The sequence below is a fragment of the Cuniculiplasma thermophilum genome, from assembly GCF_052315355.1.
Classification (GTDB): domain Archaea; phylum Thermoplasmatota; class Thermoplasmata; order Thermoplasmatales; family Thermoplasmataceae; genus Cuniculiplasma.
The window spans coordinates 1-24,771 of record NZ_JBLSDF010000027.1 but is presented as its reverse complement, the minus strand read 5'-3'; the positions used below and the strand labels follow the sequence as shown (position 1 = coordinate 24,771).

Annotated in this window: 28 protein-coding genes, 2 tRNA genes and 1 pseudogene; 23 read left to right on the top strand and 8 right to left on the bottom strand. The window is 40.0% G+C overall.

The window, feature by feature from the left end:
* Nucleotides 1-69 precede the first annotated feature (69 nt).
* The 3 genes from ACNF42_RS06070 to ACNF42_RS06060 all read right to left on the bottom strand — a co-directional run bounded on the left by ACNF42_RS06070 (nucleotide 70) and on the right by ACNF42_RS06060 (nucleotide 1,992).
* Nucleotides 70-573 (bottom strand): hypothetical protein, encoded by a 504-nt coding sequence (locus ACNF42_RS06070; RefSeq protein ID WP_443339812.1) that lies wholly within the window; start codon nucleotides 571-573, stop codon nucleotides 70-72.
* A 7-nt stretch (nucleotides 574-580) separates the two neighbouring features.
* Complete coding sequence (locus ACNF42_RS06065; protein WP_443339810.1) at nucleotides 581-1,870, bottom strand: site-specific integrase; 1,290 nt, start codon at nucleotides 1,868-1,870, stop codon at nucleotides 581-583.
* A gap of 49 nt (nucleotides 1,871-1,919) precedes the next feature.
* A tRNA-Val gene (locus ACNF42_RS06060) sits at nucleotides 1,920-1,992 on the bottom strand.
* A gap of 234 nt (nucleotides 1,993-2,226) precedes the next feature.
* Here ACNF42_RS06060 and ACNF42_RS06055 point away from each other — a divergent pair.
* The 3 genes from ACNF42_RS06055 (at nucleotide 2,227) to ACNF42_RS06045 (ending at nucleotide 5,148) form a co-directional block, all read left to right on the top strand.
* Nucleotides 2,227-2,520: a hypothetical protein gene (locus ACNF42_RS06055; RefSeq protein ID WP_443339808.1), complete on the top strand. Its 294-nt coding sequence runs from the start codon at nucleotides 2,227-2,229 to the stop codon at nucleotides 2,518-2,520.
* A gap of 72 nt (nucleotides 2,521-2,592) precedes the next feature.
* On the top strand, nucleotides 2,593-3,480 hold the full coding sequence (locus tag ACNF42_RS06050) for an aldo/keto reductase (RefSeq protein WP_443339806.1): 888 nt from the start codon (nucleotides 2,593-2,595) through the stop codon (nucleotides 3,478-3,480).
* 153 nt (nucleotides 3,481-3,633) lie between these two features.
* Nucleotides 3,634-5,148, top strand: coding sequence for an MFS transporter (locus tag ACNF42_RS06045; protein WP_443339804.1), 1,515 nt, complete (start codon nucleotides 3,634-3,636; stop codon nucleotides 5,146-5,148).
* Between the two features lie 21 nt (nucleotides 5,149-5,169).
* On the opposite strand, the gene ACNF42_RS06040 is transcribed toward ACNF42_RS06045, so the two are convergent.
* From ACNF42_RS06040 to ACNF42_RS06030, 3 genes are read right to left on the bottom strand one after another with little or no spacing between them, the layout of a single operon-like run.
* Nucleotides 5,170-5,511, bottom strand: a complete 342-nt coding sequence (locus tag ACNF42_RS06040) for a hypothetical protein (protein WP_443339803.1) — start codon at nucleotides 5,509-5,511, stop codon at nucleotides 5,170-5,172.
* A 53-nt stretch (nucleotides 5,512-5,564) separates the two neighbouring features.
* Entirely contained in the window at nucleotides 5,565-7,619 is a 2,055-nt protein-coding gene (locus ACNF42_RS06035) for a heavy metal translocating P-type ATPase (protein WP_443339801.1), read from the bottom strand.
* Between the two features lie 10 nt (nucleotides 7,620-7,629).
* A complete protein-coding gene (locus ACNF42_RS06030) occupies nucleotides 7,630-7,770 on the bottom strand; it encodes a YHS domain-containing protein (protein ID WP_443339799.1) in 141 nt (46 codons plus the stop codon).
* A 75-nt stretch (nucleotides 7,771-7,845) separates the two neighbouring features.
* Between ACNF42_RS06030 and ACNF42_RS06025 the strand changes: the two genes are divergently transcribed.
* The 12 genes from ACNF42_RS06025 to aroF all read left to right on the top strand — a co-directional run bounded on the left by ACNF42_RS06025 (nucleotide 7,846) and on the right by aroF (nucleotide 18,464).
* The gene (locus ACNF42_RS06025) at nucleotides 7,846-8,370 is read left to right on the top strand and encodes a TRASH domain-containing protein (RefSeq protein ID WP_443339798.1); all 525 of its coding nucleotides are present in this window, start codon (nucleotides 7,846-7,848) and stop codon (nucleotides 8,368-8,370) included.
* A 149-nt stretch (nucleotides 8,371-8,519) separates the two neighbouring features.
* Nucleotides 8,520-10,682, top strand: coding sequence for a minichromosome maintenance protein MCM (locus ACNF42_RS06020; RefSeq protein WP_443339797.1), 2,163 nt, complete (start codon nucleotides 8,520-8,522; stop codon nucleotides 10,680-10,682).
* A gap of 1 nt (nucleotide 10,683) precedes the next feature.
* On the top strand, nucleotides 10,684-10,992 hold the full coding sequence (locus tag ACNF42_RS06015; RefSeq protein WP_443339795.1) for a DUF424 domain-containing protein: 309 nt from the start codon (nucleotides 10,684-10,686) through the stop codon (nucleotides 10,990-10,992).
* A gap of 1 nt (nucleotide 10,993) precedes the next feature.
* The gene (locus ACNF42_RS06010; protein WP_443339793.1) at nucleotides 10,994-11,665 is read left to right on the top strand and encodes a class I SAM-dependent methyltransferase; all 672 of its coding nucleotides are present in this window, start codon (nucleotides 10,994-10,996) and stop codon (nucleotides 11,663-11,665) included.
* 53 nt (nucleotides 11,666-11,718) lie between these two features.
* Nucleotides 11,719-12,960: a TrpB-like pyridoxal phosphate-dependent enzyme gene (locus ACNF42_RS06005; RefSeq protein ID WP_443339791.1), complete on the top strand. Its 1,242-nt coding sequence runs from the start codon at nucleotides 11,719-11,721 to the stop codon at nucleotides 12,958-12,960.
* A gap of 1 nt (nucleotide 12,961) precedes the next feature.
* The gene (locus ACNF42_RS06000; protein ID WP_443339790.1) at nucleotides 12,962-13,693 is read left to right on the top strand and encodes a tryptophan synthase subunit alpha; all 732 of its coding nucleotides are present in this window, start codon (nucleotides 12,962-12,964) and stop codon (nucleotides 13,691-13,693) included.
* Entirely contained in the window at nucleotides 13,686-14,702 is a 1,017-nt protein-coding gene (trpD, locus tag ACNF42_RS05995; protein ID WP_443339788.1) for an anthranilate phosphoribosyltransferase, read from the top strand. The genes ACNF42_RS06000 and trpD overlap by 8 nt, the downstream gene beginning before the upstream one ends.
* Entirely contained in the window at nucleotides 14,692-15,279 is a 588-nt protein-coding gene (locus tag ACNF42_RS05990; RefSeq protein WP_443339787.1) for a phosphoribosylanthranilate isomerase, read from the top strand. Before trpD ends, ACNF42_RS05990 begins: the two co-directional genes overlap by 11 nt.
* Nucleotides 15,263-16,405 carry a chorismate-binding protein gene (locus ACNF42_RS05985; RefSeq protein WP_443339785.1) on the top strand — a complete coding sequence of 381 codons (1,143 nt, stop codon included), beginning with the start codon at nucleotides 15,263-15,265 and terminating at the stop codon, nucleotides 16,403-16,405. The genes ACNF42_RS05990 and ACNF42_RS05985 overlap by 17 nt, the downstream gene beginning before the upstream one ends.
* Entirely contained in the window at nucleotides 16,383-16,946 is a 564-nt protein-coding gene (locus tag ACNF42_RS05980; protein ID WP_443339783.1) for an anthranilate synthase component II, read from the top strand. The genes ACNF42_RS05985 and ACNF42_RS05980 overlap by 23 nt, the downstream gene beginning before the upstream one ends.
* Entirely contained in the window at nucleotides 16,946-17,704 is a 759-nt protein-coding gene (locus tag ACNF42_RS05975) for a beta/alpha barrel domain-containing protein (protein ID WP_443339781.1), read from the top strand. Before ACNF42_RS05980 ends, ACNF42_RS05975 begins: the two co-directional genes overlap by 1 nt.
* A complete protein-coding gene (aroF, locus tag ACNF42_RS05970) occupies nucleotides 17,694-18,464 on the top strand; it encodes a 3-deoxy-7-phosphoheptulonate synthase (RefSeq protein WP_443339779.1) in 771 nt (256 codons plus the stop codon). Before ACNF42_RS05975 ends, aroF begins: the two co-directional genes overlap by 11 nt.
* Here aroF and ACNF42_RS05965 read toward each other — a convergent pair.
* Nucleotides 18,461-19,072, bottom strand: a complete 612-nt coding sequence (locus tag ACNF42_RS05965; RefSeq protein WP_443339778.1) for a helix-turn-helix domain-containing protein — start codon at nucleotides 19,070-19,072, stop codon at nucleotides 18,461-18,463. The genes aroF and ACNF42_RS05965 overlap by 4 nt on opposite strands.
* Before the next feature lie 145 nt (nucleotides 19,073-19,217).
* Here ACNF42_RS05965 and pyk point away from each other — a divergent pair, with 145 nt between their 5' ends.
* The 8 genes from pyk to ACNF42_RS05925 all read left to right on the top strand — a co-directional run bounded on the left by pyk (nucleotide 19,218) and on the right by ACNF42_RS05925 (nucleotide 24,109).
* Nucleotides 19,218-20,897 (top strand): pyruvate kinase, encoded by a 1,680-nt coding sequence (pyk, locus tag ACNF42_RS05960; protein ID WP_443339776.1) that lies wholly within the window; start codon nucleotides 19,218-19,220, stop codon nucleotides 20,895-20,897.
* Nucleotides 20,898-20,989: 92 nt separating this feature from the next.
* A complete protein-coding gene (locus ACNF42_RS05955; RefSeq protein WP_443339775.1) occupies nucleotides 20,990-21,754 on the top strand; it encodes an FKBP-type peptidyl-prolyl cis-trans isomerase in 765 nt (254 codons plus the stop codon).
* Nucleotides 21,744-22,541, top strand: a complete 798-nt coding sequence (locus tag ACNF42_RS05950) for an RNA methyltransferase (protein WP_443339774.1) — start codon at nucleotides 21,744-21,746, stop codon at nucleotides 22,539-22,541. Before ACNF42_RS05955 ends, ACNF42_RS05950 begins: the two co-directional genes overlap by 11 nt.
* Nucleotides 22,542-22,581: 40 nt before the next feature.
* Complete coding sequence (locus tag ACNF42_RS05945) at nucleotides 22,582-22,959, top strand: 50S ribosomal protein L18e (protein WP_443339773.1); 378 nt, start codon at nucleotides 22,582-22,584, stop codon at nucleotides 22,957-22,959.
* A gap of 4 nt (nucleotides 22,960-22,963) precedes the next feature.
* Nucleotides 22,964-23,392, top strand: coding sequence for a 50S ribosomal protein L13 (locus tag ACNF42_RS05940; RefSeq protein ID WP_443339771.1), 429 nt, complete (start codon nucleotides 22,964-22,966; stop codon nucleotides 23,390-23,392).
* Entirely contained in the window at nucleotides 23,385-23,798 is a 414-nt protein-coding gene (locus ACNF42_RS05935) for a 30S ribosomal protein S9 (RefSeq protein ID WP_443339770.1), read from the top strand. The genes ACNF42_RS05940 and ACNF42_RS05935 overlap by 8 nt, the downstream gene beginning before the upstream one ends.
* A gap of 5 nt (nucleotides 23,799-23,803) precedes the next feature.
* Nucleotides 23,804-24,022 (top strand): DNA-directed RNA polymerase subunit N, encoded by a 219-nt coding sequence (locus ACNF42_RS05930; RefSeq protein ID WP_443339768.1) that lies wholly within the window; start codon nucleotides 23,804-23,806, stop codon nucleotides 24,020-24,022.
* 14 nt (nucleotides 24,023-24,036) lie between these two features.
* Nucleotides 24,037-24,109 (top strand) — tRNA-Pro (locus ACNF42_RS05925).
* 401 nt (nucleotides 24,110-24,510) lie between these two features.
* Here the strand turns inward: ACNF42_RS05925 and ACNF42_RS05920 are convergent.
* Nucleotides 24,511-24,771: pseudogene (locus ACNF42_RS05920) on the bottom strand (IS1634 family transposase); the annotation flags it as partial.

Genomic DNA, 24,771 nt, shown 5'->3' with positions numbered 1-24,771 from the left:
TCCGATATCTTTTTATCAAACTCTTCCATTATTCATTGCCTCCTTGGGTTGTTCTTAGGAGGCATCCTTTTATGTTTCATGAAATTTATCCATTGTTGATGGAGTTCTTTCATTTGTTCTTACACAAAATTCGGGATACTGTCCCTTGAAGCGTTTATTATCATCTTTTCCGTAATATAAGCCTGCAATTTTCACCCAGTATTCAAAGGTCTCCTTTATCTCTTCATCAGTCATCGGTCTGTCCCGCAGTATGTACTCCCTGTTAACATAGTATGTTTTTCTGTTCTTGTTTATATCGAATTCTGTCTTTATCATGCCCATTTTTACCAATCGGTTCAGGTGATTCCAGTAAAACTTTCTGTCTTTTTTAAACGTTTCTTGCATCCTTTTTATAAGCTCCGATTGTATCGGCGTCATTCCAAGCAGATTGAATATGTTTAACATTCCCATTATCCTTGCATCCCATATGTCAGGAAGCGTGTAATAGAAGATGCTCTTGAAATTGTCGATGAAATATGTAGCCCATATTTCATTTTTTGGCAATTCATCAGGGATTTTATCTGGAATAGGCATAATATAATTAGAACGGCATCTTCATTATAGCCTTTCCGTTGGGCAATACTGCCTGAAACTCATAGCCTTGACTGAGGAATTTTTCTATTTCATCAACAGGCACGAGCCTCTGCTTTGAGCCGTTGCCTGACATTGCACCTGCAACCTTGTCGCGGAGCAGTTTCTGGAATACCTCGTTGTCCATCTCAGCAAGGTTCATTCTATCGATTTCATCCTGCTTGTAGCCGACTGCAAGTAAAAGCTGTTGCTGGAGGTACAGCTTTGCATCGCTCTCCGATGGCTCTGTTATCCTCGTTTCAAGGTACTTTAAGCATTTTTTATATGACTCGCGCATCTCCTCGATCATGTCCGGAGGCAGTCTCTTGTTCGTGCTGTATCTCGCTTCGATATCGCCCTTATGACCCATTATGAACTGCCTCCACGGGTGCGATATGAGACCTTTGCTCTCTGCTATGTCAAGAGCCGTTGAGAAATATGCCCTTAAAACATACGGCCGCATTTTCATTCCCGCTCCGTATATTGCATCTCTCACATCCCTTGTAACGAGAGTTGTCCTTAGAAATGGGTTCTTCTTTATTCCTCGGACATCGAACTGCAATAGCGGTGAATCATATGATAATTCCTCTCCATGCTTTCTCCTCTCTTCAAGGTATTCCTTTATATATGTTGCTCCTTCCTCACCTATGAATGAGAAATACTGATGCCTAGCCTTGCTCAGCTTGCTTCTAACCGTTACAGTAACAGGGATCTTATCGAACTGTATCTCATCTGATAATTTCAGCTCCTTTAAATCCCCTAACCGCAATCCATCGGTACCTTCATAATCGCCAAGGGATTCCGGTCTCAAGCCTGAAAATGCCATTAATGCTATGATAACCCTTCCTCGCGATGTCGCTTTTCTCAATATCCTTGCCAATTCCTCTTTGCTCGGCACTCTCTCGTTTGCTATCGTAGGCGTTTCGTTCTCTCCTGATATGTTAACGGCTAACTGTAAACTGATACCGTTAAACTTCAGCCATGATAAGATTATTTTCTTGAATCTAACTATATATGATCCTGCTTTACCCTCTCCTTCCAGCTTTCTTATAAAATCTATGAATTTATCTTTGAATTCCTTTTCATTGTTCTTTGCATTTTCTAGAATTTCCTTGGGATTTGTAGCGTTGAGATAGCAATAATACCCTAATCCTCTTAGATAAACTGTTGCAGTGAGAACGGACTTTGCCTTCAGGTTCTCAAACCATCTTCGCACATCATCATCTAGAAGAAGATCCTGATACTTGGGCTGAATGGTCATGATAGCATAATGAGTAATGGCATAAAAAGTATTCGATTAATAGATTAAATGGGCCCGACCGGATTCGAACCGGTGACCACCGCCTTGTAAGGGCGGTATCATAACCACTAGACTACGAGCCCCTAATGTTGCATATTACAACAATATATATCATTTTAGTCCTGTGAAGATAAGTTTGTAAAAAACATACATTATCTTTCAGACACCCTGTGTCGTTTTTAATGATGCCAAATTATCTTTAATGGACGGCTTTTGATAAGAATCATTATTATTGATAATATCATATCTGGTATAGTTATATTAGCTCACCAATAGGTTATGTTTATATACATGCGTAATGTTTGGTTATTGTGTGAGTGATGAAGCTCGAGATCGGAGATAGTTTAACACTGGAATTCGACAGGAATTTGTTTGGAGAAAATACGGAGAAAATTCCAGTAAATATATACAGTGGAGACTTTCAGCGTGTTGAGATTATTGAGTTAAACAATACAATGCGTAAGGGTTTGAAAAAGATACTCGAGAGAACGGTCGAACCAGTAGTATTTATAAATATAAAGAGAATTTCCAAGCTTCGTTATGAGTTCGTTCCAGGGACGGCCTTGATCAGCAAGGATCAGAAAAATTACTCATTTAATATTGATCATTAACTTATTTTCTTTTGAATTAGGGAATATATTTTTCTGCGAAAGCATTATATGTTGAGCGATTATTGAAGGCACATGGATAGAGTCAAATTCTCTAATTATGAGAAACTTGTTTCCCCAATGGGAGTAGGTACTTATTATGACCCTTCATGGATTGCAGCAGCCAGATTATTTAAGATAAGAAAAGGAAAGGAGCAGAAGGTAATGGCAATCAAAACTGCTTTGGAATCGGGAATCAATTTTATAGATACGGCGGAGATGTACCAGACCGAGCCTCTGGTGAGAGAGGCAATTCAAGGATACGATAGGGAAACTATATTCATTGCTACAAAGGTTCTACCAACTCACTACACCTATGAAAAACTTATCAAATCCTGCAATAGAAGCTTGAAAAATCTTGGGGTTAAGTATATTGATCTGTATCAGTTACATATGCAATCATCCCAGAGCAAAATAGAGGAGGCCTTAAAGGCAATGGAATTTCTGATGGATCAGGGAAAAATAAGGCATATAGGAATAAGTAATTTTGATCTTACCCATATGAAAATGGCGTCTGAAAGCCTTAAAAAATATAAGATTGCATCAACTCAGATGAATTTTAACGTTGCTCATAGAAATATAGAAAGGGATATCTTGCCATACTGTAAGGAGGAGGGAATATCCATACTTGCATATTTCCCACTGTCTCACGGAAAGCTTGTCAACTCAGATGAAAAGGCAAAGCAGATTATGGAAACTATTTCCAAAGATCACGGAAAAAAGACCATGCCTCAGATAGTATTGAATTGGTTTATGAGCAAGTATGATTTTGTATTTCCAATACCAAGGGCCTCCAATCCCGAACATGTCAAAGAAAATGCCGGTGCAATGGGATGGAAGATGAGTGAAGAAGAGATAAAAATGCTCGAGGATGCCGTAAGCGGTGTTAAGGCTACAACATGGTTTGGAGATCATACCACATGATATTCTTAATGGAAAATCAATAGTAATTGCAGATCCCACTGAAATTTTTTATTTCAATAGATATTCTGTTAATTAATAGAGATATATATTCATTATATAGTATCTATATTCTATTAAGATTATCTATAATATGTTTAATCAATTCTTCTTCTGATGACAACATCAAATAAGGATAATGGAGTCCTTGAGCCCCTAAATGAATCAGGGTTCAAGGTGGGCCATGTTAAGACAATGTTCGTTGCGGGGATGGGATTTTTTACGGATGCCTATCTTCTCTTCGTCCTTACGGTTGCAAGTCCAATACTTGCATCGTCATACGGGTTCAATCTGAATGCCATAACTGGAAACTCCCTTCTATTTGGCTACAAGGTTCCAACAGTTAGTATAATTGAGGGTGCAATATCTTCCTCAGTGCTCTTTGGGGCCTTTGTTGGGGCAATGATTTTTGGACACATTTCAGACAGATGGGGAAGAAAAAAGGTATATGGGCTTGAACTTGCCATAATGATTGTGTTCACCATAATATCTGCGCTTTCCGTGAACTATGTTATGATGATAGTTACAAGATTTATTGTTGGTATAGGAGTTGGAGGGGATTACCCGATCAGTTCAACAATAATGAGTGAATACTCCAGCAATAAGCACAGAGGAAAGCTTGTGAGTATGGTTTTCGCAATGCAGGGTTTTGGTCTTGTCTCAGGGGCTCTTGTAGGTCTGGCTTCAATATACGTACTTCCACTAGCTGACTCATGGAGATTAATGCTGGCCTTCGGAGCTCTTCCTGCCATATATGTTGTGTATCTTAGAAGAAAGCTTATGGAAACTCCAAGATTTTCATTGCAGGTCGAGGGAGACAGAAACAAGGCAGAAAAGGCTATACAGTCAATCACCGGAGCCTCTGGCAATGTGTCGTCAAGCGCCACATCTGCCCCTGCAAGACTTCAGACGAAGGACTATATGAGAGAACTCAGAAAGTATCTTGTATTTGTCCTTGGAACCACAATCAGCTGGTTCATATTCGATATGGCATTTTACGGGACCACATTGAACAATGGATTCGTACTTGAACATATAGGATATGGCTCAGCGTCCACCTTAAAGGGAACAATATTCAACGTGGCAATTGGAGACACAGTCCTTGCAGGAGTATTCGCACTTCCGGGCTACTGGATTGCAGTAGGTCTCATTGACAAAGTTGGCAGAAGATTCCTCCAGATACTGGGTTTTGCCGTGATGGCAATATCATACATAGTGCTGGGATTTGAGTATTCATTCCTGAAGACAAGCCTGGATCTATTCGTGATAGTGTTCGGTATATCATATCTCTTCGGTAATATAGGGCCAAACACGACAACATTCATACTGCCAACTGAGCTGTTCCCCACAAACATAAGATCCACAGGTCACGGAATTGCAGCATCCATAGCAAAGCTTGGTGCAGGAATATTTACTTTCCTCTTCCTCATACTGGGAGTAATTCTTGGAAATGCTGGTGAATTCCTTCTACTGGGTGGAATGGCAGTGATTGGTGCAATAGTGACTGTCCTGACCATAAGAGAGACAAAGGGGTTGTCACTGGAAGAGTCCTCCGAGGATCCATCAATGGGAATATGGAAATTCAATGCTGCAAGCACAGTAACCGGGGCACAGACAACCGAAAAACAATGAATATCTATTTTTATGATTCCATCAACAGGGTGTAAAACCCTTTATTTTAATCTTACCAGTAATACTTATTTTTATTCTTACTTTTTCTCTCCCCTTTTCTATGCTATCAAATATTTTTCTTTCCATTAATACGGTTGTATTTCCCAAATCTCTTCTTATACATTGTTCAATGCATACATAGTCATCTATTGGTAAAATTTCGGCACTTGTTTTGCATATTATCTGGCATCTTTCGTCTTTGCAAGGGCCTTTAATTTCTTTGACTTTAATTAAAAGAGCCTTGCCCCTGCATATGTTCATTACTTTCGAATCGATCTTTATAAGGCCGTTACCTATTTTTATTATGCCCTTATTTTCCTCCACTTGGACCATCCTTTTAAGTTTTGTGACAATAGAAGGTTTACCTCATTATTGACTTAACTCATCACTGAGAAAGCCTTTCTAATTCTTCCTCTTAAGAGTAGTGAATTGGTCACCACTGAGGAAGAGCTCATTCCCATGGCCAGGGCAGATAGAATTGGTAAAATAGTATAAATCCAGAGGCCAAAGGGTATTACCAGAAGTCCAGCTGCAATAGGAATCAGAAAGGCGTTGTATCCAAAAGCCCACCCAATATTCTGCTTTACCTTTCTTATTGTCTCATTTCCAATCAATTTGATCTTTATCAGGCTTTCCAGTCTGTTATTAAGGAGTAATATGTCACCGCTTTCCTTTGCGATGTCAGATCCTGAGCCCATTGATACTCCCACATCCGCTGTCTCAAGGGCTATGGAATCGTTTATCCCGTCGCCCACAAACATTACATAATCTCCTTTCATTTGAAACTCCTTAAGGATTTCCGCCTTTTGATCTGGTTTAATTCCTGCATATATATCACTGACGCCGATCTCATCTCCTATCCTCTTAACTTCTTCATATGAATCTCCTGAAACTATAGAAACTTTGATTCCCAGTTTATTCAGGCCACTTACTGTGGATTTTACATCGTCCCTTATTTTGTAAGAAATTATGATTGAAGATACTTCCTGATCATCAATTTTAACTCGGATTAATGAGCCCCCATTAACATTTCCTCTTATTATGTTTACATTTTTCCCCTCAACATATCCTTCCATGCCATGACCCGGAATCTCCTTCACATTCTCTGCTTTAAGTGTCTTTATTCCCAAGGCCTCGGACATATTTACAATTGCCCTGGCAACCGGATGATTGGATTGCTTTTCCAGAGGATAAATATATTCCAGCACTTCACTCTTCGTCATATCTTTTAGCAGTTCCATCTTCTGAACAACAGGAACGGGTTCGGTGATCGTTCCGGTTTTATCCAATATCACCCTGTTAACCCTTGACAGACGGTCAAGGGCACTGGTGTTTTTTATTATAATTCCATTTTCTGAGGATATGTTCGATGAAATGAGTAATGTTATTGGACCTGCAAGTCCAATGGCACAGGGGCATGCTATAACGATAACTGAAACAAAGGCCAGCACTGCAATCTCAATGGAATCCTTATATCCCATACTCCCGAGATAGAAGTACCAAAACAGAGAAGATGCAATGGCTGATGCAAGAACAACCGGAACAAAATAGTATGAAAAAACATCTGCCACTCTCTGCACTTTTGCCCTTCCTGAAGATGCCCTCTCGATCATGTCATAGATCTGTCTTATGGTGGTATTCATTCCAGTATTTGTCACTCTTATTTTAACCGGTCCAACCAGATTAATGGTTCCAGAAGAAACATTATTGCCCTTTTCCTTTAAAACAGGAGTTTGTTCTCCAGTGAGCATTGATTCATCTACTTCAGTAAGTCCATCTTCCACAGATCCATCGGCTGGAAAAGTCTCACCTGTTCTCACGATTATAATCTGGCCTGGAACTAGTGTATCTGATGGCACATCAATTATCTTTCCTGTATCATCAACTAGATGTGATATGGATGGTAGATTTTCCAGAAGCTTTTCAGCAGCCCTGTTTGCCTTTCTTTTTGTAAGGTTTTCTATATAATTGCCGGTGAGTATGAGGGTTATTATGAATGAAGATGCATCAAAATATATTCCAGCGGAGGGTATTGAGTTGGGAAATATTGTTAAGAAGAGGGAGAAAAAGAATGCTGTCAGTGTCCCCAGGGAAACAAGGAGATCCATATTTGCAGATCTGCTTTTTAATGAATGCCATGCGCCATCATAAAAACCATAACCTGCGTAAAACTGTACAGGAATAGCAAGAGCGAGAAGAATATAGTCTTTGTAAGTTAAAAAAGAACCAAAAACATAGGTAATAAGAAGAATTGGAACTGATAGAACCCATGAGAGAATAAGCCTTCTCTTAAGAGTCTTAGCCTCCTTTTCTGGAGATGAAAACTTGAGCAAACAGCCCTTTGAGCAGAAATAATATTTTTTTCCATCTATTTCTGTGAAAAGATCAGAACTTTTCGGGACAAACATTCCACAAACGGGATCGGTAGGCATTTTACCTCATTCATCTGCTGTGCTTCAATGGATTTTTATCAAACTCTTCTTTGCATGTACTGCAACAGAAATAGTATTTTTTACCCTGAAATTCGCTGGTATATGGCGTATTTTCTTTCACTTTCATCCCACAAATCACATCAACTGGCATAACTTTGAGATTCTTGCATTTTATAAGAATACTTTCTTTACAAAGTGCATATTAGATGAAAAGATATCATACATAATGAAAAGAAATCTATCTGAAATCGAGGAGAGATTACTTGCCATTCTAAGAATAAACTCACGAATAAGCATTCAGGATGCTGCGAAGGAAATTAAGGCCAGTCGAATTAGTGTTAGTAAGGCCATGGATTCATTGATTCAAAGCGGAAAGATTCTCAACTTTACTGTGGTTGTTCAGGATGATATGAGGGATATAGGAATAATTGTGGTAGAAAGTATTGATCAGGTAAATATGGAAGATGTCATTGAATATTTCTCCCTTATGGATGGGACATTTATGTTAATAATATACTATGAAAATTTAATGAAGTTTGAAAACTTAAAGATCAAAGACATAAAGATAGCCAAGAAAAGAGATATGGGTCAAAGTTTGGGGAGGATTGCAAATATTCACTGTGACTACTGTGATAAATTAATACTGGAGAATCCGAGGAAGTTCCTGTTTAACAATAGGATTTATTACGCATGCTGTCCAACTTGCGAAAAGAATCTGAAATCTAATTTAAAAAGGAAGGAAGATGGATAAAACAATTATATAGCAGATGTTAAATGAATAATACATATGTCTGGAAATCATTATGCTGGATCACGCATATATTGGTCAGGAATGAAAAAATATATGATAAATAAAGTAAACCTGTCACATTTTAATAATCACTTAAACATGCATGGAGTATGTATCGAGATGATCTTTTGGAGGAACAGCGAAAATACTATGAACCGGAAGAACTGAAGAAGTTATGGGATCATCTGTTCCAGCAATATGGCTACTATGATTACATCACAAGAATGAGTTCTCACTATCCTGAGGAGAGAAGCCTGTATGTTTCCTTCGATGATATAGACAAGTTTGATCCTAAATTTTCTCTCTATCTTTTACAAAATGCAGAGGAAACCCTGAACGAAGGCAACAAACTGTTGAGAGAGTATATAGCATCAAATACTCCAAATTTTACAGCAAAGGATCCAAACTCAATAATTGTAAATATAAGAGTGACAAATCTGCCTGAAACCTCAGATGTAAAGGTGGAAATAAGGAATCTTAGAAGTATTAACGTTGGAAAGCTTATCTCTATTTCTGGAATTATAAGGAAAAATACAGAGGTCATGCCAAGGCTTTATAATGCGGCTTTTCAATGCGTTTACTGCAAAACTATCACATACATGCTTCAACAGAGGGGAAGACTGGAGGAGCCAGAAAGATGCTCCAACGAAGAATGCCCAAACGAGAAAAATAAGCCAAAATTTAACCTTCTTGTTAATGAATCCAGATTCATAGATACCCAGAAGATCGAAATTCAGGAGAACCCGGAGAATATAAATGGAGGTGCGCAACCTCTGAGATTAACAGTTATCTCGGAAGATGATATAGCAGGGAAACTATTTCCGGGTGACAGGGTTTCATTTGATGGTATTTTAAAGGCTGAACAGAAGGTATATGGGGGCAACCTGCTCACAGAGTTCAGTACATTTCTCTATACGATCAATTACAGAAAAACAACAAGGGAAATGGAGGAAATCAGTATATCTCCAGCAGAAGAGCAGGAGATTATTGATTTATCCCGGGATCCCAAGATCGTAGACAAGCTGGCTGCATCTATTGCCCCTTCCATTTACGGTCTTGAACATATAAAGAAAACTTTAGCATTGCAGATGTTTGGTGGTGTCAGGAAGACAATGAAGGATGGAACAACCATAAGGGGAGATATCCATATTTTAATGGTGGGTGATCCAGGTACTGCAAAATCCCAGTTGCTTCGTTACATGTCTGAGATATCCCCAAGGGGAGTTCTTGCCATAGGAAAAGGTTCCAGCGCGGCAGGTCTAACTGCAGCTGCAGTCAGGGATGATTTCGGTGAGGGCAGGTGGACCCTTGAGGCCGGGGCTCTTGTTCTTGCTGATAATGGATTTGTTGCAATAGATGAAATGGACAAAATGGATGATAAGGACACAGCTGCTATGCATGAGGCCATGGAACAGCAGACGGTTACAATATCAAAGGCAGGCATTATGGCTACCCTGAAATCAAGATGTTCTGTACTGGCTGCTGCCAATCCAAAAAATGGGAGATATGACGAAAATGAGGATTTTATGTCCCAGATAAACTTCCCCCCTCCACTGGTGTCAAGATTTGATGTAATATTCAGGCTTGTTGACAAACCAGATCTGAAGAGAGACGAGGAACTTGCAGAACATGTGCTTAATGCGCACAGACTTGGGGAGATTTACAGAAGCCAGGAGATAAGCAATATCCAGCTTGAAACCATTGAGAATGAGGAGAATTACGAACCACCACTGGAAAGGGAAATATTCAGAAAGTACGTGGCATATGCAAAGAGTCATATATTTCCAAAGATGTCAGAGGATGCAATGGCTTTCCTGAAGGAAGAATATGTAAGAACGAGGAATTCGGGAAGTACAAGCGGGAGATTCAAAGCTGTTCCAATAACTGCGAGACAGCTGGAATCAACCATAAGACTTGCAGAGGCGGCAGCTAAGGCAAGGCTTTCAGAGGTTGTGACTCTTGATGATGCAATACTGGCAAAGAATATTGTGGAAAGTTACCTGAGAGATGTATCCAGCGACAAAAATGGTTTGGATATCGACGTGCTGGAGACGGGAATGAGTTCTTCAAAGAGATCAGATATTGAACTCATTCTCGATATTATCAGAGACCTTAAGGAAATGCGGAAGGGCGTTGCTCCGCTGGAAGAAAGTGTAGTAGAAGAGGCTAGGAACAGGGGAATGAGTAAGGAAGACGCATTGAAAGCCATAAAGATGGGAAGAAGTTCATCCATATTCTATTCTCCACAGGACAAGCATATAGATAAGGTGTAGAATGGCATTCAGAGTGAATATGAAACTGGTTCATGTGAACGGAGAAGTTCTATTAAGTGCAGCTGACACAAACCTCATAGGTAAGGAAATAAGAGAAAACGGGCTTCACATAAATGTCAAAAGGGAATTTTATGGAGACGTTTCAGTGTCCAGAAAGACTCTGGAAGAGGCAATGAAAATATGTACCATCGGAAATTTTGTTGGAGAATACACTGTGGGTATAGGGATAAGTATGGGACTCATAGATCCTGAAAATATAATAAAAATTTCAAATGTCCCTCATGCACAGTATGCCAAAATGAGGTTTTGAAATGGTTGAAAAGGAAAAGATGGTGAGGGAAGTATTCAGGAATATCAGTTCAAAATACGATTTCTTCGATTCCATAATGAGTTTTGGAATGGATAAGAGATGGAGGAAGAGAGTTATCGATCTGCTGGATGTTCAGAATGGGCAGATCATATTTGATGCAGGGGCAGGATCTGGAAAGGTGTCCGAAGAGATACTTTCAAGGGGAGAGAATGTGCATATAGAGGCCATAGACATAACAGAAGAGATGTTTCCAAAATCTATGAAAGGGGTTCATTTCAACCTATCTTCTGCGGACAGGATGCCCTTTTCTGATTCCTATTTTGACAGAGGCGTATCATGTTTCTTAACAAGAAATGTCCCCAGCCTGGAGGCATATCTGAAGGAGGCTTTTCGGGTCCTCAAGCCAGGTGCAAGATTCTGTAATATGGATATTTTTGATCCTGGAAAGAGTTTCATTGCACCAGCCTTCAGAATCTATTTTTACAGGCTTGTTCCCATGTTTCTGGACAGAGCCAGTGGGAGCAATTCCTATTCCTATCTGGCAAGATCCGTTTTAAACTTTGTTTCTCCAGAGAAATTCACGGAAGTTATGAAGGATGTAGGTTTCAGGGAAGTCCAATCATCAAGGCTTGCCGGTGGAACCGTATTCATTCATAGAGGATTAAAAGAATAATAATTGAATAAAAAGCACTAATGTTTTAATATAATCGTTACATCACATTTATTATGTATACTGAGCAGAATGTAGACATTATACCGGAGAAGTGGTACAATATTGTTCCTGATCTTCCGGAGCCATTACCACCAGCCAGGGATCATGATCCTGAAAACTCCTCAATAGACCTTCTTAACAGAATATTGCCCAAGGAGGTTTTAAGGCAGGAATTCACTTCGAGCAGATACGAAAAAATTCCGGATGAAGTAATAGAGGAATACTCTCAGATAGGAAGACCAACACCTTTGATAAGGGCAAAAAATCTGGAAAAATTTCTGAAATTTACAGGTAAGATATTCTTAAAATATGAGGGAGGAACAGTAACCGGTTCTCACAAGATAAACACCGCCCTTCCCCAGGCATATTACGCTGCAAATGAAGGACTTGCAGAGGTTGTGACTGAGACAGGAGCAGGGCAATGGGGTACTGCCACGGCTCTTGCAGCCACTCTAAATGGCCTTCGATCCACTGTTTTTATGGTAAAGGTGAGTTATGATCAGAAGCCTCTGAGAAAGAAGATCATGAATCTTTACGGAGCCGATGTATATGCCAGTCCCAGTAATCTAACAAAGTTTGGAAAAGAGATACTCCATAAAGATCCAGAACATCCTGGAACTCTGGGCATAGCCATAAGTGAAGCGGTACAGTATGCTCTGGATCATGATATAAGATATCTCCTTGGAAGCGTTGAAAACTGCGTTATTACCCATCAATCCGTAATAGGGCAGGAGGCAAAAAAGCAGCTGGAGATACTCGGGGAGAAGGCTGACACACTAATTGGATGTGTGGGCGGAGGAAGTAACTTCTCAGGTTTCACTTTTCCATTCATGGACACGGACGCCGAAATGATCGCAACCGCAGCAACAGAAGTTCCCAAGTTCAGTCAGGGAAAATACAAGTACGACCTGATTGACACTGCGGGAATTCTACCGGAACTGAAGATGTTTTCTCTGGGCGCAGATTTTGTTCCAAAGTCCATATATGCTGGTGGTCTTCGCTATCACGGCGCCGCGCCTGCACTTTCCCTATTGATAAGACATGGGAGGATCAAAACAGATGAGGTTGATGAGGTCAGAAGCCTTGAGGCTTTCCGTATCTTTTCGAGGACCCAGGGAATAGTCCCAGCACCAGAGTCATCTCATGCCATTGCAACTGCCATAGATTACTGTAGAAAGCCTGAAAATCAGGGAAAGACCGTGGTCATAAATGTGAGCGGCCACGGTCTTCTGGATCTATCTTTCATAAGGGATTGAGATGAAACTTGCCCTTTATCTTACATTCCCATACCCTTCCAGTGAGATATTTCATAGATTCTTCAATGCAATGATCAATGAAAGGTTCGACTACCTGGAACTGGGAATACCTACATCAAAGCCATACTATGATGGTCCAGTGATAAGGAAAACGCACAAGAAAGCCATGGAAAGTTTTTCTTTTTCGGATCTAAAGGAAACAGTATCAATTGCAAAGAAATCTGGAAAGAGGATCTTTGCACTTGTTTATTACAACCATTTCAGCTCCAATAGGGAAGAATTTCTTGACCAGTTAAAGGATTCTGGGATGGATGGTGCGATCGTACCGGATATTCTTACAGACTACTTTGATGAACGGGCGGATCTCGCAAAGGCCATGGACGAAAGAGGTCTGTCACTGATACCTTTCTTTACATCATCAACACCAGACAAGGTGATCAGTGAAGTGATTACACAGACCCATGATTGGATCTACCATGGATTGCAGCCTTCCACTGGTATACGCGTTCCCGTGAGTATGGACATTTTGATTAAGAGAATAAGAAATCTGGCTGGAGAAAGAGAGGTCATCTTTGGCTTTGGCATTAACAGCCTGGATATGATAAAGAATTTAAGGGATCAGGGTGCAGACGGAATAGCAATAGGTTCCAGCCTTGTGAGTTACATGGACGGCAATGACCTGGATGGCTTCATGAAAGAGGTGAAAAGGCTTGGAGGTGCTGTATATGTTTGATGATTTTTTATCTAAAATAATGGAAGGAAAGGATCTGAATAAGGAGGAAGCCAAAATAATTGCAAAGGAATTAACAGAGGGAAATTACACGAATATTGTGAAAGGTGTCTATCTGACATCCATGTATTTAAAGGGATATTCTCCTGAGGAAATCCGGGGGTTTGCAGATGGCTTAATGTCCTTTTCCCCTATAAAGGAATACAGAGATTGCTCAGATATTGTTGGAACCGGTGGTGATCATAAGGGTACAATAAATGTGAGTACCGCAGCCTCCATAGTCTGCAGTTCCCTGGGAATAAAAATAGGGAAGCACGGAAACAGAGGAATTACTGGAAAATCCGGTGGAGCAGATTTTATGGAAATGAGCGGCTATAAGTTTCCAAAAACCCAGGAGGAAATAATAGATGAACTATCAAGAAACAACTTCTCATTCCTTCTGGCCCCCATTCATAATGCAGCGTTCATGAAATTTGGGGAGATAAGAAAGATTCTAAAACATCCCACTATTTTTAACCTGATGGGCCCAATGACCAATCCACTTCGTCCAAAAATAAGGGTAATCGGTTGCACCGAGGAGAAGATACAGGATATTTACGCTAAAAGTATGCAGGTTTCAGGGGACCGTGGATTTGTCGTAAGATCGGAAGATGGGATGGATGAAATATCTTACTCAGGAAAATCATTTCTTATGATGGTCAACAAAGAAGTGAGAATGATTGAATTGAATGCTCACGATATAATTGGTAAAAGAATATCTGACGATGAGACCACAGGAAGAGACAGAGAAGAGATATTTCAGAAGACAATGGGCGGATTGACAGGGAGATTTGAGGGTGCATCCAGTTTCATTGCACTTAATGCAGCTCCATGCATTATGGCAAATGGTATGGAGAATACAATCGAGGATTCATACAAACTTGCAATGAAGGCAATTTTTTCCGGAAGAGTTTTGAAAAAGCTGCAGGAAGTGACAGGGGGAAAAGTAATGGAGGTGCCTGATGCTAATTAAGGTCTGCGGAATCACAAATGTTCCTGATGCCTTATATTCAAACGAATCCGGTTCAGATTTAATCGGAGTCATACTCTCTGATAAGTCACCAAGGCGGGGAACTGTGGATCTCGTAAATGAACTGTCCGGTTTTGGTCTTGAAGTTGTGGCCGTATACACTTCCATAGAGGAAGCTTTGAAAAATCAGGGCGAAGAAAAGTATGCTCAGTTACATTTCCGGACCAGCATTCAGGATGTAGAAGGGATTAAGGACACTGGAAGGAGAGTCATAAGCGTGGTAAATCTTGATGACCCGGATTTCATTGATTATTTCAAATATATAAAACAAAAATCAGATATGATACTTCTGGAGAAAAGGAGTGGAATCAAAGAACTGATTCCAAGCATATCAAATCTCTTACAGAAAAATGTAGGAATTGCTGGCAAAATAGGTCCTTCAAACATCGATGAAATTGTAAAATTAAATGCAGACTTTATAGATCTCAGCAGCTCTCTGGAGAAATATCCAGGAAAAAAGGACGTAAGGCTAATAGACGATTTTTTCAGGAGGTTGAGAAATCATGAACTCATTAATTGAAAGAATACCTGATTTACTGGAGAGAAATAGGAATTTTGCATACATTTGCAGGTTTGAAAATGAGGAGAGAATCAATGGAAGGGAAATGCTGTTTACGGGAGATAAAATAGTAGAATCAGATTCTTCAGCATTACTGGATGATCTTAAGGAGGAGACGCCGGTCATTGTATCTTTTACATATGCGAGGCATCTTTTCCATCTGGAAAATAGGAAATCTGCATATCCTGGAATAATCGCTCTGGTTCCGGATCAAAAATTCGAGAATGTCATTAAAAGAGAAGCGCCAATGAGTGGAAGCAGAGTAAAAGGAGTATTCGTGGATAAAAAACTTGAAGAGGATATAAAGGAAGTAGTGGGAAGGATAAGGGACGGCGAAGTCCTTCAAGTGGTGCTGTCAAGAACCTTTGGGCCTTTATTTCCGGACCCGGTGGAAAGACTGAAGGAATTCATAAGAAATGACAGATCCATTTACGTTTTTTACTACAAATTTGGAGATTACGAAATCCTGGGGAGTTCCCCGGAAAATGTTGTCACGGTAAATGGAAGAAACATAATGATAGAACCAATAGCCGGAACTAGAAAATTTTCATCAGATTCAGCAGAAAGGGAACTTATTAAAAAATCCCTTCTGGAGGACGAAAAGGAACTTCTGGAACATAGGATGCTTGTAGATCTTGCGAGAAACGATCTGGGGAAGATATCAGAATACGGAAGTGTTCGTGTTACCAACTCCATGATCGTTCGGGAATTCAACTCCGTCATGCATATAGTAAGCAGGGTTGAATCTGTGGGAAGAAAGGATTTAAAAATGTCACAGGTTCTGGATTCAGTATTTCCTGCCGGAACAGTTTCGGGTGCACCTAAGGAGCGGGCCATGGAGATCATCGACCGTTACGAAGGGGATGACAGAGGTCCTTACTCAGGAGCCGTAGGACTTGTTTCCAAAGATCAAATGGACCTCGCACTCAGTATAAGATGTATTTACAGGATTGGCGGAAATTTTTACGCACGTGCCGGTGCTGGTATTGTAAAGGATTCTGTTCCACAAAATGAGGTTCAGGAAATGTTCAATAAGGCTCTATCGGTCACAGGAGGTGATATTAATGAAGTTGCTCTTTGTAAATAACCATGATTCATTCGTCTATAATATCGTTCAGATAGCGGGAAATTTGGGTTATGATCTGGATGTTCGTATGAACGAAGACCTGAATGGGGTTGATCCTGAGAAATATGATAGAGTTATAATCTCTCCAGGTCCGGGAAATCCACAAAATCCAAGAGACAGAGGTCAAATTATGGAATTGCTCAAAAGATGCATTAATGTTAAGGTACTTGGCATCTGTTTTGGACACCAGACAATAGGCTACTTTTTGGGGTCTGAGATCAATGTTATGGCAAAACCACTTCATGGTGAAATTGATACAATTGTTCATAATGAATCACCATTGTACAGAAACATACCTGAAAGATTCAGGGCTGTGAGGTATCATTCCCTGACCGTCAAGCCATCAGAAAGGCTCATAGTGGATGCCGTATCCGGAAGAGATGGAAGCGTCATGGGTTTTCATGACAAAGAAAAACAGTTCTTTGGCATACAGTACCATCCGGAAAGTTACTACACAGAATTCGGTGAAAATATAATAAGGAACTTTGCAGAGGTATCATAATGAATGTGGTAGAAGCCATTTATAAAAATAATGGGAACAGGAAGCTTATTGGATCAAATATGAGAAGAAGGGGAATAATTTCCATGTCAAAGATACTGTCAGAAAGGAAGGCAATGGGGAGGAAAGGTTTCATATTTGAATTCAAGCGAAAGTCCCCTTCAGGGTTTTCCGGGGAGATCATAAGAAAACCACAGGAATTTATGTCTGAAATAGGAAAATCAGCTGACGCAATAAGCGTACTGACAGAACCTGAAAATTTTCTTGGGTCACTTGAAGATGGCATAATTCTGCAGCATCTCTCTAAGCCAATGCTTATGAAGGATTTCGTGGACAGGAGAGAGATGATAGACTCCGGATTCCGTGCAGGTTTTGATGCCTTTTTGCTCATTTCAGATTTCCTGAGTGAAGAAAAGATCTTTGAACTGGCTGAATACGGTATGGAAAAGGGCATGGATGTGCTGGTTGAATTCCACTCAGAGGATGGATACGCCAGGATACCTGATATGGATGGAATAATGATCGGTTACAACCGAAGGAATCTGAGGACACTGAAAATGGAACCTGCAGAGGAAATTGCAATTGATCTTATAAAATCAAGAAAATGCATAAAGGTTCTTGAAAGCGGTATTAACGTTTCAAACATGAGGAAATTGATTGAAATGCCATATGATGCTTATCTTATAGGTACATCAGTTTTAAATGACCCAAAATTTTTAAAAGAAATTAAAGAAATAGAAGGTAATTACCATGATGAGTGAAATGCTAAGTGTAAGAGATCTCTTCCCGGATGGGCAGATAAGATTCATAGCCGGCCCATGCGCGGTAGAGAGCCAGGAACAGATAAATTCAACAGCAAAGTTCCTTTCGGGACTTGGTGTTAAAATACTGAGAGGAGGGGCATTTAAGCCCAGAACATCTCCTGAAAGCTTCCAGGGATTGGGAGAGGAAGGATTGAAATTAATCCGAAAGGCTGCAGATCAAAACAATATGCTTGTTGTGACTGAGGTTATGGATGAAGAGAACCTGGAACTTGTTGGTGATTATACTGACATATTCCAGATAGGAAGCAGAAACTGTCAGAATTTTGCACTCTTAAAAAAGGCTGGAAAGGCAGAAAAACCAGTTCTGATAAAGAGGGGCTTTGGAAACACCATTGAAGAATTCTACCAGGCTTCAAGGTATGTGTCCATGGGAGGTAATGAAGATATAATAATGGTGGAAAGGGGAATAAGAACCTTTGAAGATTCAACAAGATTCACTCTTGATATATCCGCGGTACCTGTACTTAAACAAAAAGTCAAATATCCCATTGTGGTGGATCCAAGCCATCCCGCGGGAAAGAGGGAATATGTTCCATCTCTTTCCTACGCAGCAGTTGCAGCAGGGGCGGATGGCCTAATGATTGAAGTTCATCCTTATCCTGAAAAAGCTCTGAGCGATGCAAGGCAGCAGGTAGATTTCAATTCTTTCAAGGAAATATACACAAAAGCATTAAAAATAAAGGAGTCATTGAATTAGATCTGTTTGCTTTTGAGGTAATCCTTCACTATCTTTTTCATAGCTCTTCTCAGAGTCTCGGATAGGGAAGATGTGGAAATACCCATAATTTTGGCAATTTCAGTAAGAGATGCATCCCTTTCGTTTTCAAAATATCCAAGGTCATAACACATTTTTAGAACGCTGAACTCCCTTTCAGACATTTCGTTTTTTATCTCCTCCGGGCCTTCAATTATCTTTGGCTTCAGGTTTTTGCTTTCCAGATCCTTTACAAGCCTCCTGAGGGACCCTCTGCTCTGTAATAGAACCCTGAAATGGACCCGTTTTCTGTCAACGGATCGACTTGATATAACAACAGCATCACTAAGAGCCATTGCATTACAGGCCGAGCAACTCTTTCCGTAAACCCAAACCTTGTTCTGGCCAGCCTTAGCCACCTTGGATGAAAGTCTTTTTAAAATTATCATATCTCTTTCATTGAATGAATCTTTCTCCACGCTGTGAAGTGTTTCATCGGGCTCAATTTTAAGTCTTGAAATGGATTTGACACCTTCCATGGACATTATTGCCTCCGTTATCTTGCAATCATCCCTCTCCACTTCAATAACCGCCTCTATTGGGTAATCCATAATATCCTAATCTTATTACTACGTTACATATAAGGATTTCAAAATCATACATGGAATATTCTTCTAATGTTTTTAAGGAAATACATGAAAAATTGAATTATTTGGTATCAGGAAACTCTTTTATCTCTTATTCTATTAAAGACATATGCAAAACGACAAAGCGCTTCCGAACACAAAGATCGTTGCCACCTTTGGTCCTGCGTGTAAGGATGAAAAGGTAATGCTAGAAATGGTAAAGAATGGTGTATCCTGCTTCAGATTAAATACAGCCCACAGTACCCCGGAAGAACTTGATTACCTTGTTTCCATACGAGAGAAGTTCAGAAAGGATTATGGAAAGATAGTTGCAATTATGGTGGATCTTAAAGGGCCGGAATTGAGGGCAATTTTAAAAGGGGATTCATTACAACTGAGTGAGGGAAAGGAATATACGGTAGGCGAAGGTGAAGGTACAGATATTAAAATTGCTGTAAAGGGAATAGTTGGCATTCTGGAACCAGGGGACAGGGTTCTTTTCATGGATGGAAAAATATCAACTATTGTAAAGGAAAGCAAAGATGGAATATGTACAATAGTTTGCGAAAATTCTGGATTATTGAGGAACAGGGCAAGAATGAACGTCCCTGGGAGGTACATTCCTCTTGGAATTCTCCAGGAAAGAGACAGGATGTATCTAGATCTAAGCATAAAGAACGAAGTGGAATTTGTGGCACTTTCATTCGTGCAGAGTCGTGACGAAATCGATAGCGTTCATGACCTCATAATAGAGAAGAAGGGAGATATAAAGATCATTGCAAAGATAGAGACTCAGCAGGCAATGAACAATCTTTCAGGCATAATATCGGCATCAGATTCACTTATGGTTGCCAGGGGTGACTTGGGTGTTGAAATGCCCTTACATGAAGTTGCCATAAGTCAGAAAAGGATAATAAAAGAATCACACGCATACGGTGTTTCTACAATAGTTGCCACACAGATGCTGGAAAGTATGGTGGAAAATGAGAGTGCCACAAGGGCAGAGATATCTGACGTAACCAATGCCATAATTGATGATGCTGACGCCCTGATGTTATCAGAGGAGACAGCAATTGGGAAGTTTCCTTTAGAAGCTGTCAGGACTCTTAAAGAGACTGCTTTGTTTGTGGAAAAGAATTCAGATCCATTTCCTGAACCTGAAAATTTTTACGGAAGCAGAATAACCTACTCCATGGCAAGGGCAGCGAGGGTTATTGCATCAGAATCAAGGGCCCATAGGATTGTGGCAGTAACGGGAACCGGGAACACCGCCAGGATGGTGTCATCGGTCAGGCCAGGATGTGAAATTATAGGTGTTACGTCCTCCAAGGTAACTGCTGGACAAATTAACATACTCAGATCAGTAAGGCCATATCTTCTCAGGGGGGATAGCAAGGATAGGAATTCTGATCAGATAATTTCAGAACTCATACAATCTCAGGTTTTGACAAAGGGTGAGAGAATTGTCTTTGTGTCAGGGAATCAGAAATATCTCTTCTCCGGAACATCAAGGGTTTCTCTTTTGAATGCGGGAATCCCTGTGGGACGGGGTTATTCAGAGGGCAAGTCATATGCTGGAATAACAGGCAAGAACGGTATTTTCATCGGTACCATGGATGATCTTCAGGATCAGTCTGACTGGATCACGAATTATGAAGCATTCATAATAGAGGGTAAAATAGAGAGAAAGGTATTGAATAAGATCAAGGAGAATGGAAAAACACTCATATATAGTGCAATTCTCTTTGAGAAGCCTGAGGAGGGAACCAAACTTTTCATAGATTCTGAGATTGGATCCATATACAGATGACCGTGATAGAAAGGTGAAATGAATTTTTTCTTCACTCACAGAATACTTTTAAATATCATCCTAAATTACCTATGAACTATTCCGGTGATATAATGGAAAATGGAGATTTCGTAAAAATTACGTTCGAAATGCGAATAGGCTCGGACAAGCAATTAGTTGCTACTAACAACGAAGAACTGGCAAAGGAAAACAATATTTATGATCCCGATCAGAAATATAATGAAGGGGTATTGATAGTAGGCTCTGAGGATATTTTCAAAGAGATTAATGAAAGCCTTTTGAAGGCCAATCCAGGAGACGAGAATGAGGTTGAAATAAAAGCTGAAAATGCTTATGGAATCAGGGATCCTAAAAATATAAAGGTTCACACCTATGCAGAGTTTCAGAGAAACAAGATAGACCCCGTTCCAGGTCAGGAGGTAAGGATCAACAATAGAAGAGGAAAAGTTCTATCAGTTAGTCCAGGAAGAGTGGTTGTTGATTACAATCATCCTTGGGCTGGTAAGGATGTATATTACAAATACAAAATCCTTTCAAAGCTGGAAACTGTGCCAGAAAAGGTTAAGGCACTTATAGATCAGAACTTCACACCGGGGTCAGACAAGTTCGAAGTAAAGGAGAATGCAAAGGAAATAGAACTGGATGTTCCTGAGGAATTCAGATTCAACATTGAGTGGTTCGATGCAAAATACAGGGTTGTTGAGAATACAAGAAAATACATAAAAGAATACACTCTCTCCATAGTGGAAAAGTATGAACCCAAGGCAGAAGAAGTTCCTGCAGAAAATCAAAAAGATTCCGATAAACCAGCAGAACAGGAAAAAGATCAGTCCAAAGAAACAGTAAATGAAGCCTGATTTTTCCAAGACGTTCATAGCCCTGATTGAGCCGGAAGTTCAAGGGAACATCGGTGCAGTGGCAAGGGTTATGAAGAATACAAATTTTTTTAATTTAATCCTCGTTGGGCAAAGTTTTCTTGATGATGATGCATATGCAAGAGCAAAGGAGGCTTATGGCTTTCTGGATAATGCAATTTATTATAGTTCAGTCAAGGAGTTGAGAGAGGACTTCGACATCCTTGTTGGAACCTCCTCTGTAATTTCAAAGAATCTGAAGGATTACAGGAGGATACCAGTGAAACCTGATTTTTTCTGGTCAAACTATTACGACCCGGGAATGAAAACATGCATATTAATGGGTCGTGAAGGTGACGGACTGAGAAATGAGGAGCTGGCTCTCTGTGATTTTTTTATTGCCATACCTGGCAATGATGAATACCCAATTTACAATCTTTCCCACGCGGCCGCCATAATTATGTATGAAGGTATGAAACAGGAATTTTTCCAGTTTCCTGAAAAGGAGAGGGCCACTGGGGAGGAGATGGGAATGCTTGTAGACAGAATTATTGAAATAAGTCGGAAGGTTAACTTTCCTGTTCATAAAATCCCATCAACCAGTGTGATGCTTAGGCGTTTATTTTCAAGGTCAGCCTTAACAAGATCCGAATTTCACAGAATTATGGGCATATTAAGGAAAATTGATATTGCGTCTATAGATTTGAGTAAAACTGACGACATAGATAAGGAAAAGAGAGGATTACAGAGCAGATATAATGAGTTCAGGAAAATGGAGAGAGATAAGTAAAAAACCTTATTAATCTCAGATTATTTATGTGTCAATTCTGATGGTTAAAATGTCGCTTAAAACATCAAACAAAACAGATCTAAATGTTAAAGAAACAGTGGAACACCTAAACGCTGTATCCCGGGAAAACCAGACTCCTCTGTGGAGGGATATTGCCGAAAGAATAGGTGGCCCAAGAAAGAATTATGCTTCCATAAATATAGGCAAAATTTCAAAGGTATGCAATGATGGTGACACAGTCGTTGTCCCCGGTAAGATACTTGGTGGAGGATATGTGGAAAAGAAGCTCAAGCTTTCCGCTCTCTACATCAGCGAAAAGGCACTGAGAAAGATTTCAGAAGCTGGAGGAGAGTTTATACCACTTAAAGCCATAGCAGATAAGATTCCAAAAGGAACAAACGTCAAGATAATGAGGTAATTATATGAAGGTTATTGATGCTTCAAACTGTGTTTATGGGAGACTTTCAACCATAATAGCCAAAGAGCTTCTCAATACTGATGAGAAGATTGTTGTTGTAAATGCAGCAAAAGTTGTGGTTACAGGTTCAAGGAAATATGTTCTCGAGAGATTTCTTTCAAGAAGGGATATCGGTAGTGTAAGAAAAGGTCCATACTATCCAAGGGTTCCAAAAGCAATACTGAAGAGATCCGTAGGGGATATGCTTCCAAAGAAAACTACTAGAGGTAAGGAGGCACTGAAAAGGTTCATGGTGTACGATGGTGTTCCTGCTGAATTAAGGGATGCAGAAAAAATTACCCTGGATAAGGCTCTTAATAACAAGGTTAGCGGTTTTGTCAGCCTTGCTGATATAGCGAAGAATATGGGAAGAGAGGTGAAGATAATTGAGTGAAAAGGTTTCTGATACAATTATAACAACAGGAAAAAGGAAGACTGCTATTGCCAGGGCTTATACAAGAAAGGGTACTGGAAAATTTTTGATTAATGGGGCACCAATTGAGTTATATCCTGTGGCTCTTTTAAGAGAGAAACTGATAGAGCCCATAGCCCTCATAGGTGAAAAGGCCTCCGGTATAGACGTAGATATAGAAGTTCAGGGTGGGGGTCTGACCGGGCAGGTGGACGCATCAAGAACTGCAATGGCTAAGGGCATAGTCAAATTCTTGAATGACCAGACCGTGGAGGATATTTACAGACAGTACGACAGGACAATAATGGTTAACGACATAAGAAGAAAGCTTCCAAAGAAACCCATGGGCAGGGGTGCCAGGGCAAAGAGACAGAAATCCTACAGGTGATATGAGTGATTATACCTATCAGATGTTTCAGCTGCGGTAGAGTGATCGCATCTGATTACACAAAATTTGAGGCACAGATTTCTGAAATCAGATCCAGAAACAGGGAGCCAACTCCTGAGGAAGTATCCAAAATAATGGATGATATCGGTCTGGATAGATACTGTTGCAGAAGAATGGTTTTATCACACATTGAGCTTATTGATGAGATTATGCCCTTCTCCTGATGGGAGATTTTTAAGGGACCGTGGGGTAGCTTGGTATCCTACCAGCTTGGGGTGTTGGTGACTTGAGTTCAAATCTCAACGGTCCCATTCTATATGCAGTTTAGTTTTTTGTAAAAATTAGACAAATAATGTTTTTTAAAGGAATAATTTGGTATTTGTATGTGAGGTTTTCTATTTTTATCACATTCTGTAAATCTTCAGGATAACTCCCGGATTGGCCCTGAAGATCAACCTATTTTTGACTGTTGATTTCCTTAATTTTTTTTATAACTATTTCTCCTGAAATTTCTTAATAGGCTGATATATCACTCTATCCAATGATGATCTTCAATTCACGCACCTTCTATTCAAAGCATGCAAAGATAAACTTCACCCTCAAACGTTTCAATGTTGTTACAATTATATGTGAAAATTGAAACATTCTCTTAATAAGCGCATAGGAATATTCAAATGTGATCTCTTTCTTTATATCCTGAACTCCCGAGGTTTTACCACCACGATATCTTATCAAGAGCCTCAAGGATTTCCTTCTGCTTCCTTGTCCTCTCAAGTTCCACAAGATTTCCGCTCTGGTCTTCTATCACATGCAGTTTCTCAAGTTCCAGGAACATCCTCTCTAAAGAATACTTCTTCATGAGACCTGATGAGATCATTCCCCTCATGAGTGCATTTCTTATGATCAGTGAGAGGAAGAACACAAATATGGTTCCACGAATTGTGGATTCCTTCCTCTTCCTCATGGGAAATAT

What these genes read in the sequence shown, in the direction of transcription:
- ACNF42_RS06070 (WP_443339812.1), bottom strand. Translation starts at nt 573, where the DNA reads ATGCCTATTCCAGATAAAATCCCTGATGAATTGCCAAAAAATGAAATA.
- ACNF42_RS06065 (WP_443339810.1), bottom strand. Translation starts at nt 1,870, where the DNA reads ATGACCATTCAGCCCAAGTATCAGGATCTTCTTCTAGATGATGATGTG.
- ACNF42_RS06050 (WP_443339806.1), top strand. Translation starts at nt 2,593, where the DNA reads ATGGATAGAGTCAAATTCTCTAATTATGAGAAACTTGTTTCCCCAATG.
- ACNF42_RS06045 (WP_443339804.1), top strand. Translation starts at nt 3,634, where the DNA reads ATGACAACATCAAATAAGGATAATGGAGTCCTTGAGCCCCTAAATGAA.
- ACNF42_RS06035 (WP_443339801.1), bottom strand. Translation starts at nt 7,619, where the DNA reads ATGCCTACCGATCCCGTTTGTGGAATGTTTGTCCCGAAAAGTTCTGAT.
- ACNF42_RS06030 (WP_443339799.1), bottom strand. Translation starts at nt 7,770, where the DNA reads ATGCCAGTTGATGTGATTTGTGGGATGAAAGTGAAAGAAAATACGCCA.
- ACNF42_RS06025 (WP_443339798.1), top strand. Translation starts at nt 7,846, where the DNA reads ATGAAAAGAAATCTATCTGAAATCGAGGAGAGATTACTTGCCATTCTA.
- ACNF42_RS06020 (WP_443339797.1), top strand. Translation starts at nt 8,520, where the DNA reads ATGTATCGAGATGATCTTTTGGAGGAACAGCGAAAATACTATGAACCG.
- ACNF42_RS06015 (WP_443339795.1), top strand. Translation starts at nt 10,684, where the DNA reads ATGGCATTCAGAGTGAATATGAAACTGGTTCATGTGAACGGAGAAGTT.
- ACNF42_RS06010 (WP_443339793.1), top strand. Translation starts at nt 10,994, where the DNA reads ATGGTTGAAAAGGAAAAGATGGTGAGGGAAGTATTCAGGAATATCAGT.
- ACNF42_RS06005 (WP_443339791.1), top strand. Translation starts at nt 11,719, where the DNA reads ATGTATACTGAGCAGAATGTAGACATTATACCGGAGAAGTGGTACAAT.
- ACNF42_RS06000 (WP_443339790.1), top strand. Translation starts at nt 12,962, where the DNA reads ATGAAACTTGCCCTTTATCTTACATTCCCATACCCTTCCAGTGAGATA.
- trpD (WP_443339788.1), top strand. Translation starts at nt 13,686, where the DNA reads ATGTTTGATGATTTTTTATCTAAAATAATGGAAGGAAAGGATCTGAAT.
- ACNF42_RS05990 (WP_443339787.1), top strand. Translation starts at nt 14,692, where the DNA reads ATGCTAATTAAGGTCTGCGGAATCACAAATGTTCCTGATGCCTTATAT.
- ACNF42_RS05985 (WP_443339785.1), top strand. Translation starts at nt 15,263, where the DNA reads ATGAACTCATTAATTGAAAGAATACCTGATTTACTGGAGAGAAATAGG.
- ACNF42_RS05980 (WP_443339783.1), top strand. Translation starts at nt 16,383, where the DNA reads ATGAAGTTGCTCTTTGTAAATAACCATGATTCATTCGTCTATAATATC.
- ACNF42_RS05975 (WP_443339781.1), top strand. Translation starts at nt 16,946, where the DNA reads ATGAATGTGGTAGAAGCCATTTATAAAAATAATGGGAACAGGAAGCTT.
- aroF (WP_443339779.1), top strand. Translation starts at nt 17,694, where the DNA reads ATGATGAGTGAAATGCTAAGTGTAAGAGATCTCTTCCCGGATGGGCAG.
- ACNF42_RS05965 (WP_443339778.1), bottom strand. Translation starts at nt 19,072, where the DNA reads ATGGATTACCCAATAGAGGCGGTTATTGAAGTGGAGAGGGATGATTGC.
- pyk (WP_443339776.1), top strand. Translation starts at nt 19,218, where the DNA reads ATGCAAAACGACAAAGCGCTTCCGAACACAAAGATCGTTGCCACCTTT.
- ACNF42_RS05955 (WP_443339775.1), top strand. Translation starts at nt 20,990, where the DNA reads ATGGAAAATGGAGATTTCGTAAAAATTACGTTCGAAATGCGAATAGGC.
- ACNF42_RS05950 (WP_443339774.1), top strand. Translation starts at nt 21,744, where the DNA reads ATGAAGCCTGATTTTTCCAAGACGTTCATAGCCCTGATTGAGCCGGAA.
- ACNF42_RS05945 (WP_443339773.1), top strand. Translation starts at nt 22,582, where the DNA reads ATGGTTAAAATGTCGCTTAAAACATCAAACAAAACAGATCTAAATGTT.
- ACNF42_RS05940 (WP_443339771.1), top strand. Translation starts at nt 22,964, where the DNA reads ATGAAGGTTATTGATGCTTCAAACTGTGTTTATGGGAGACTTTCAACC.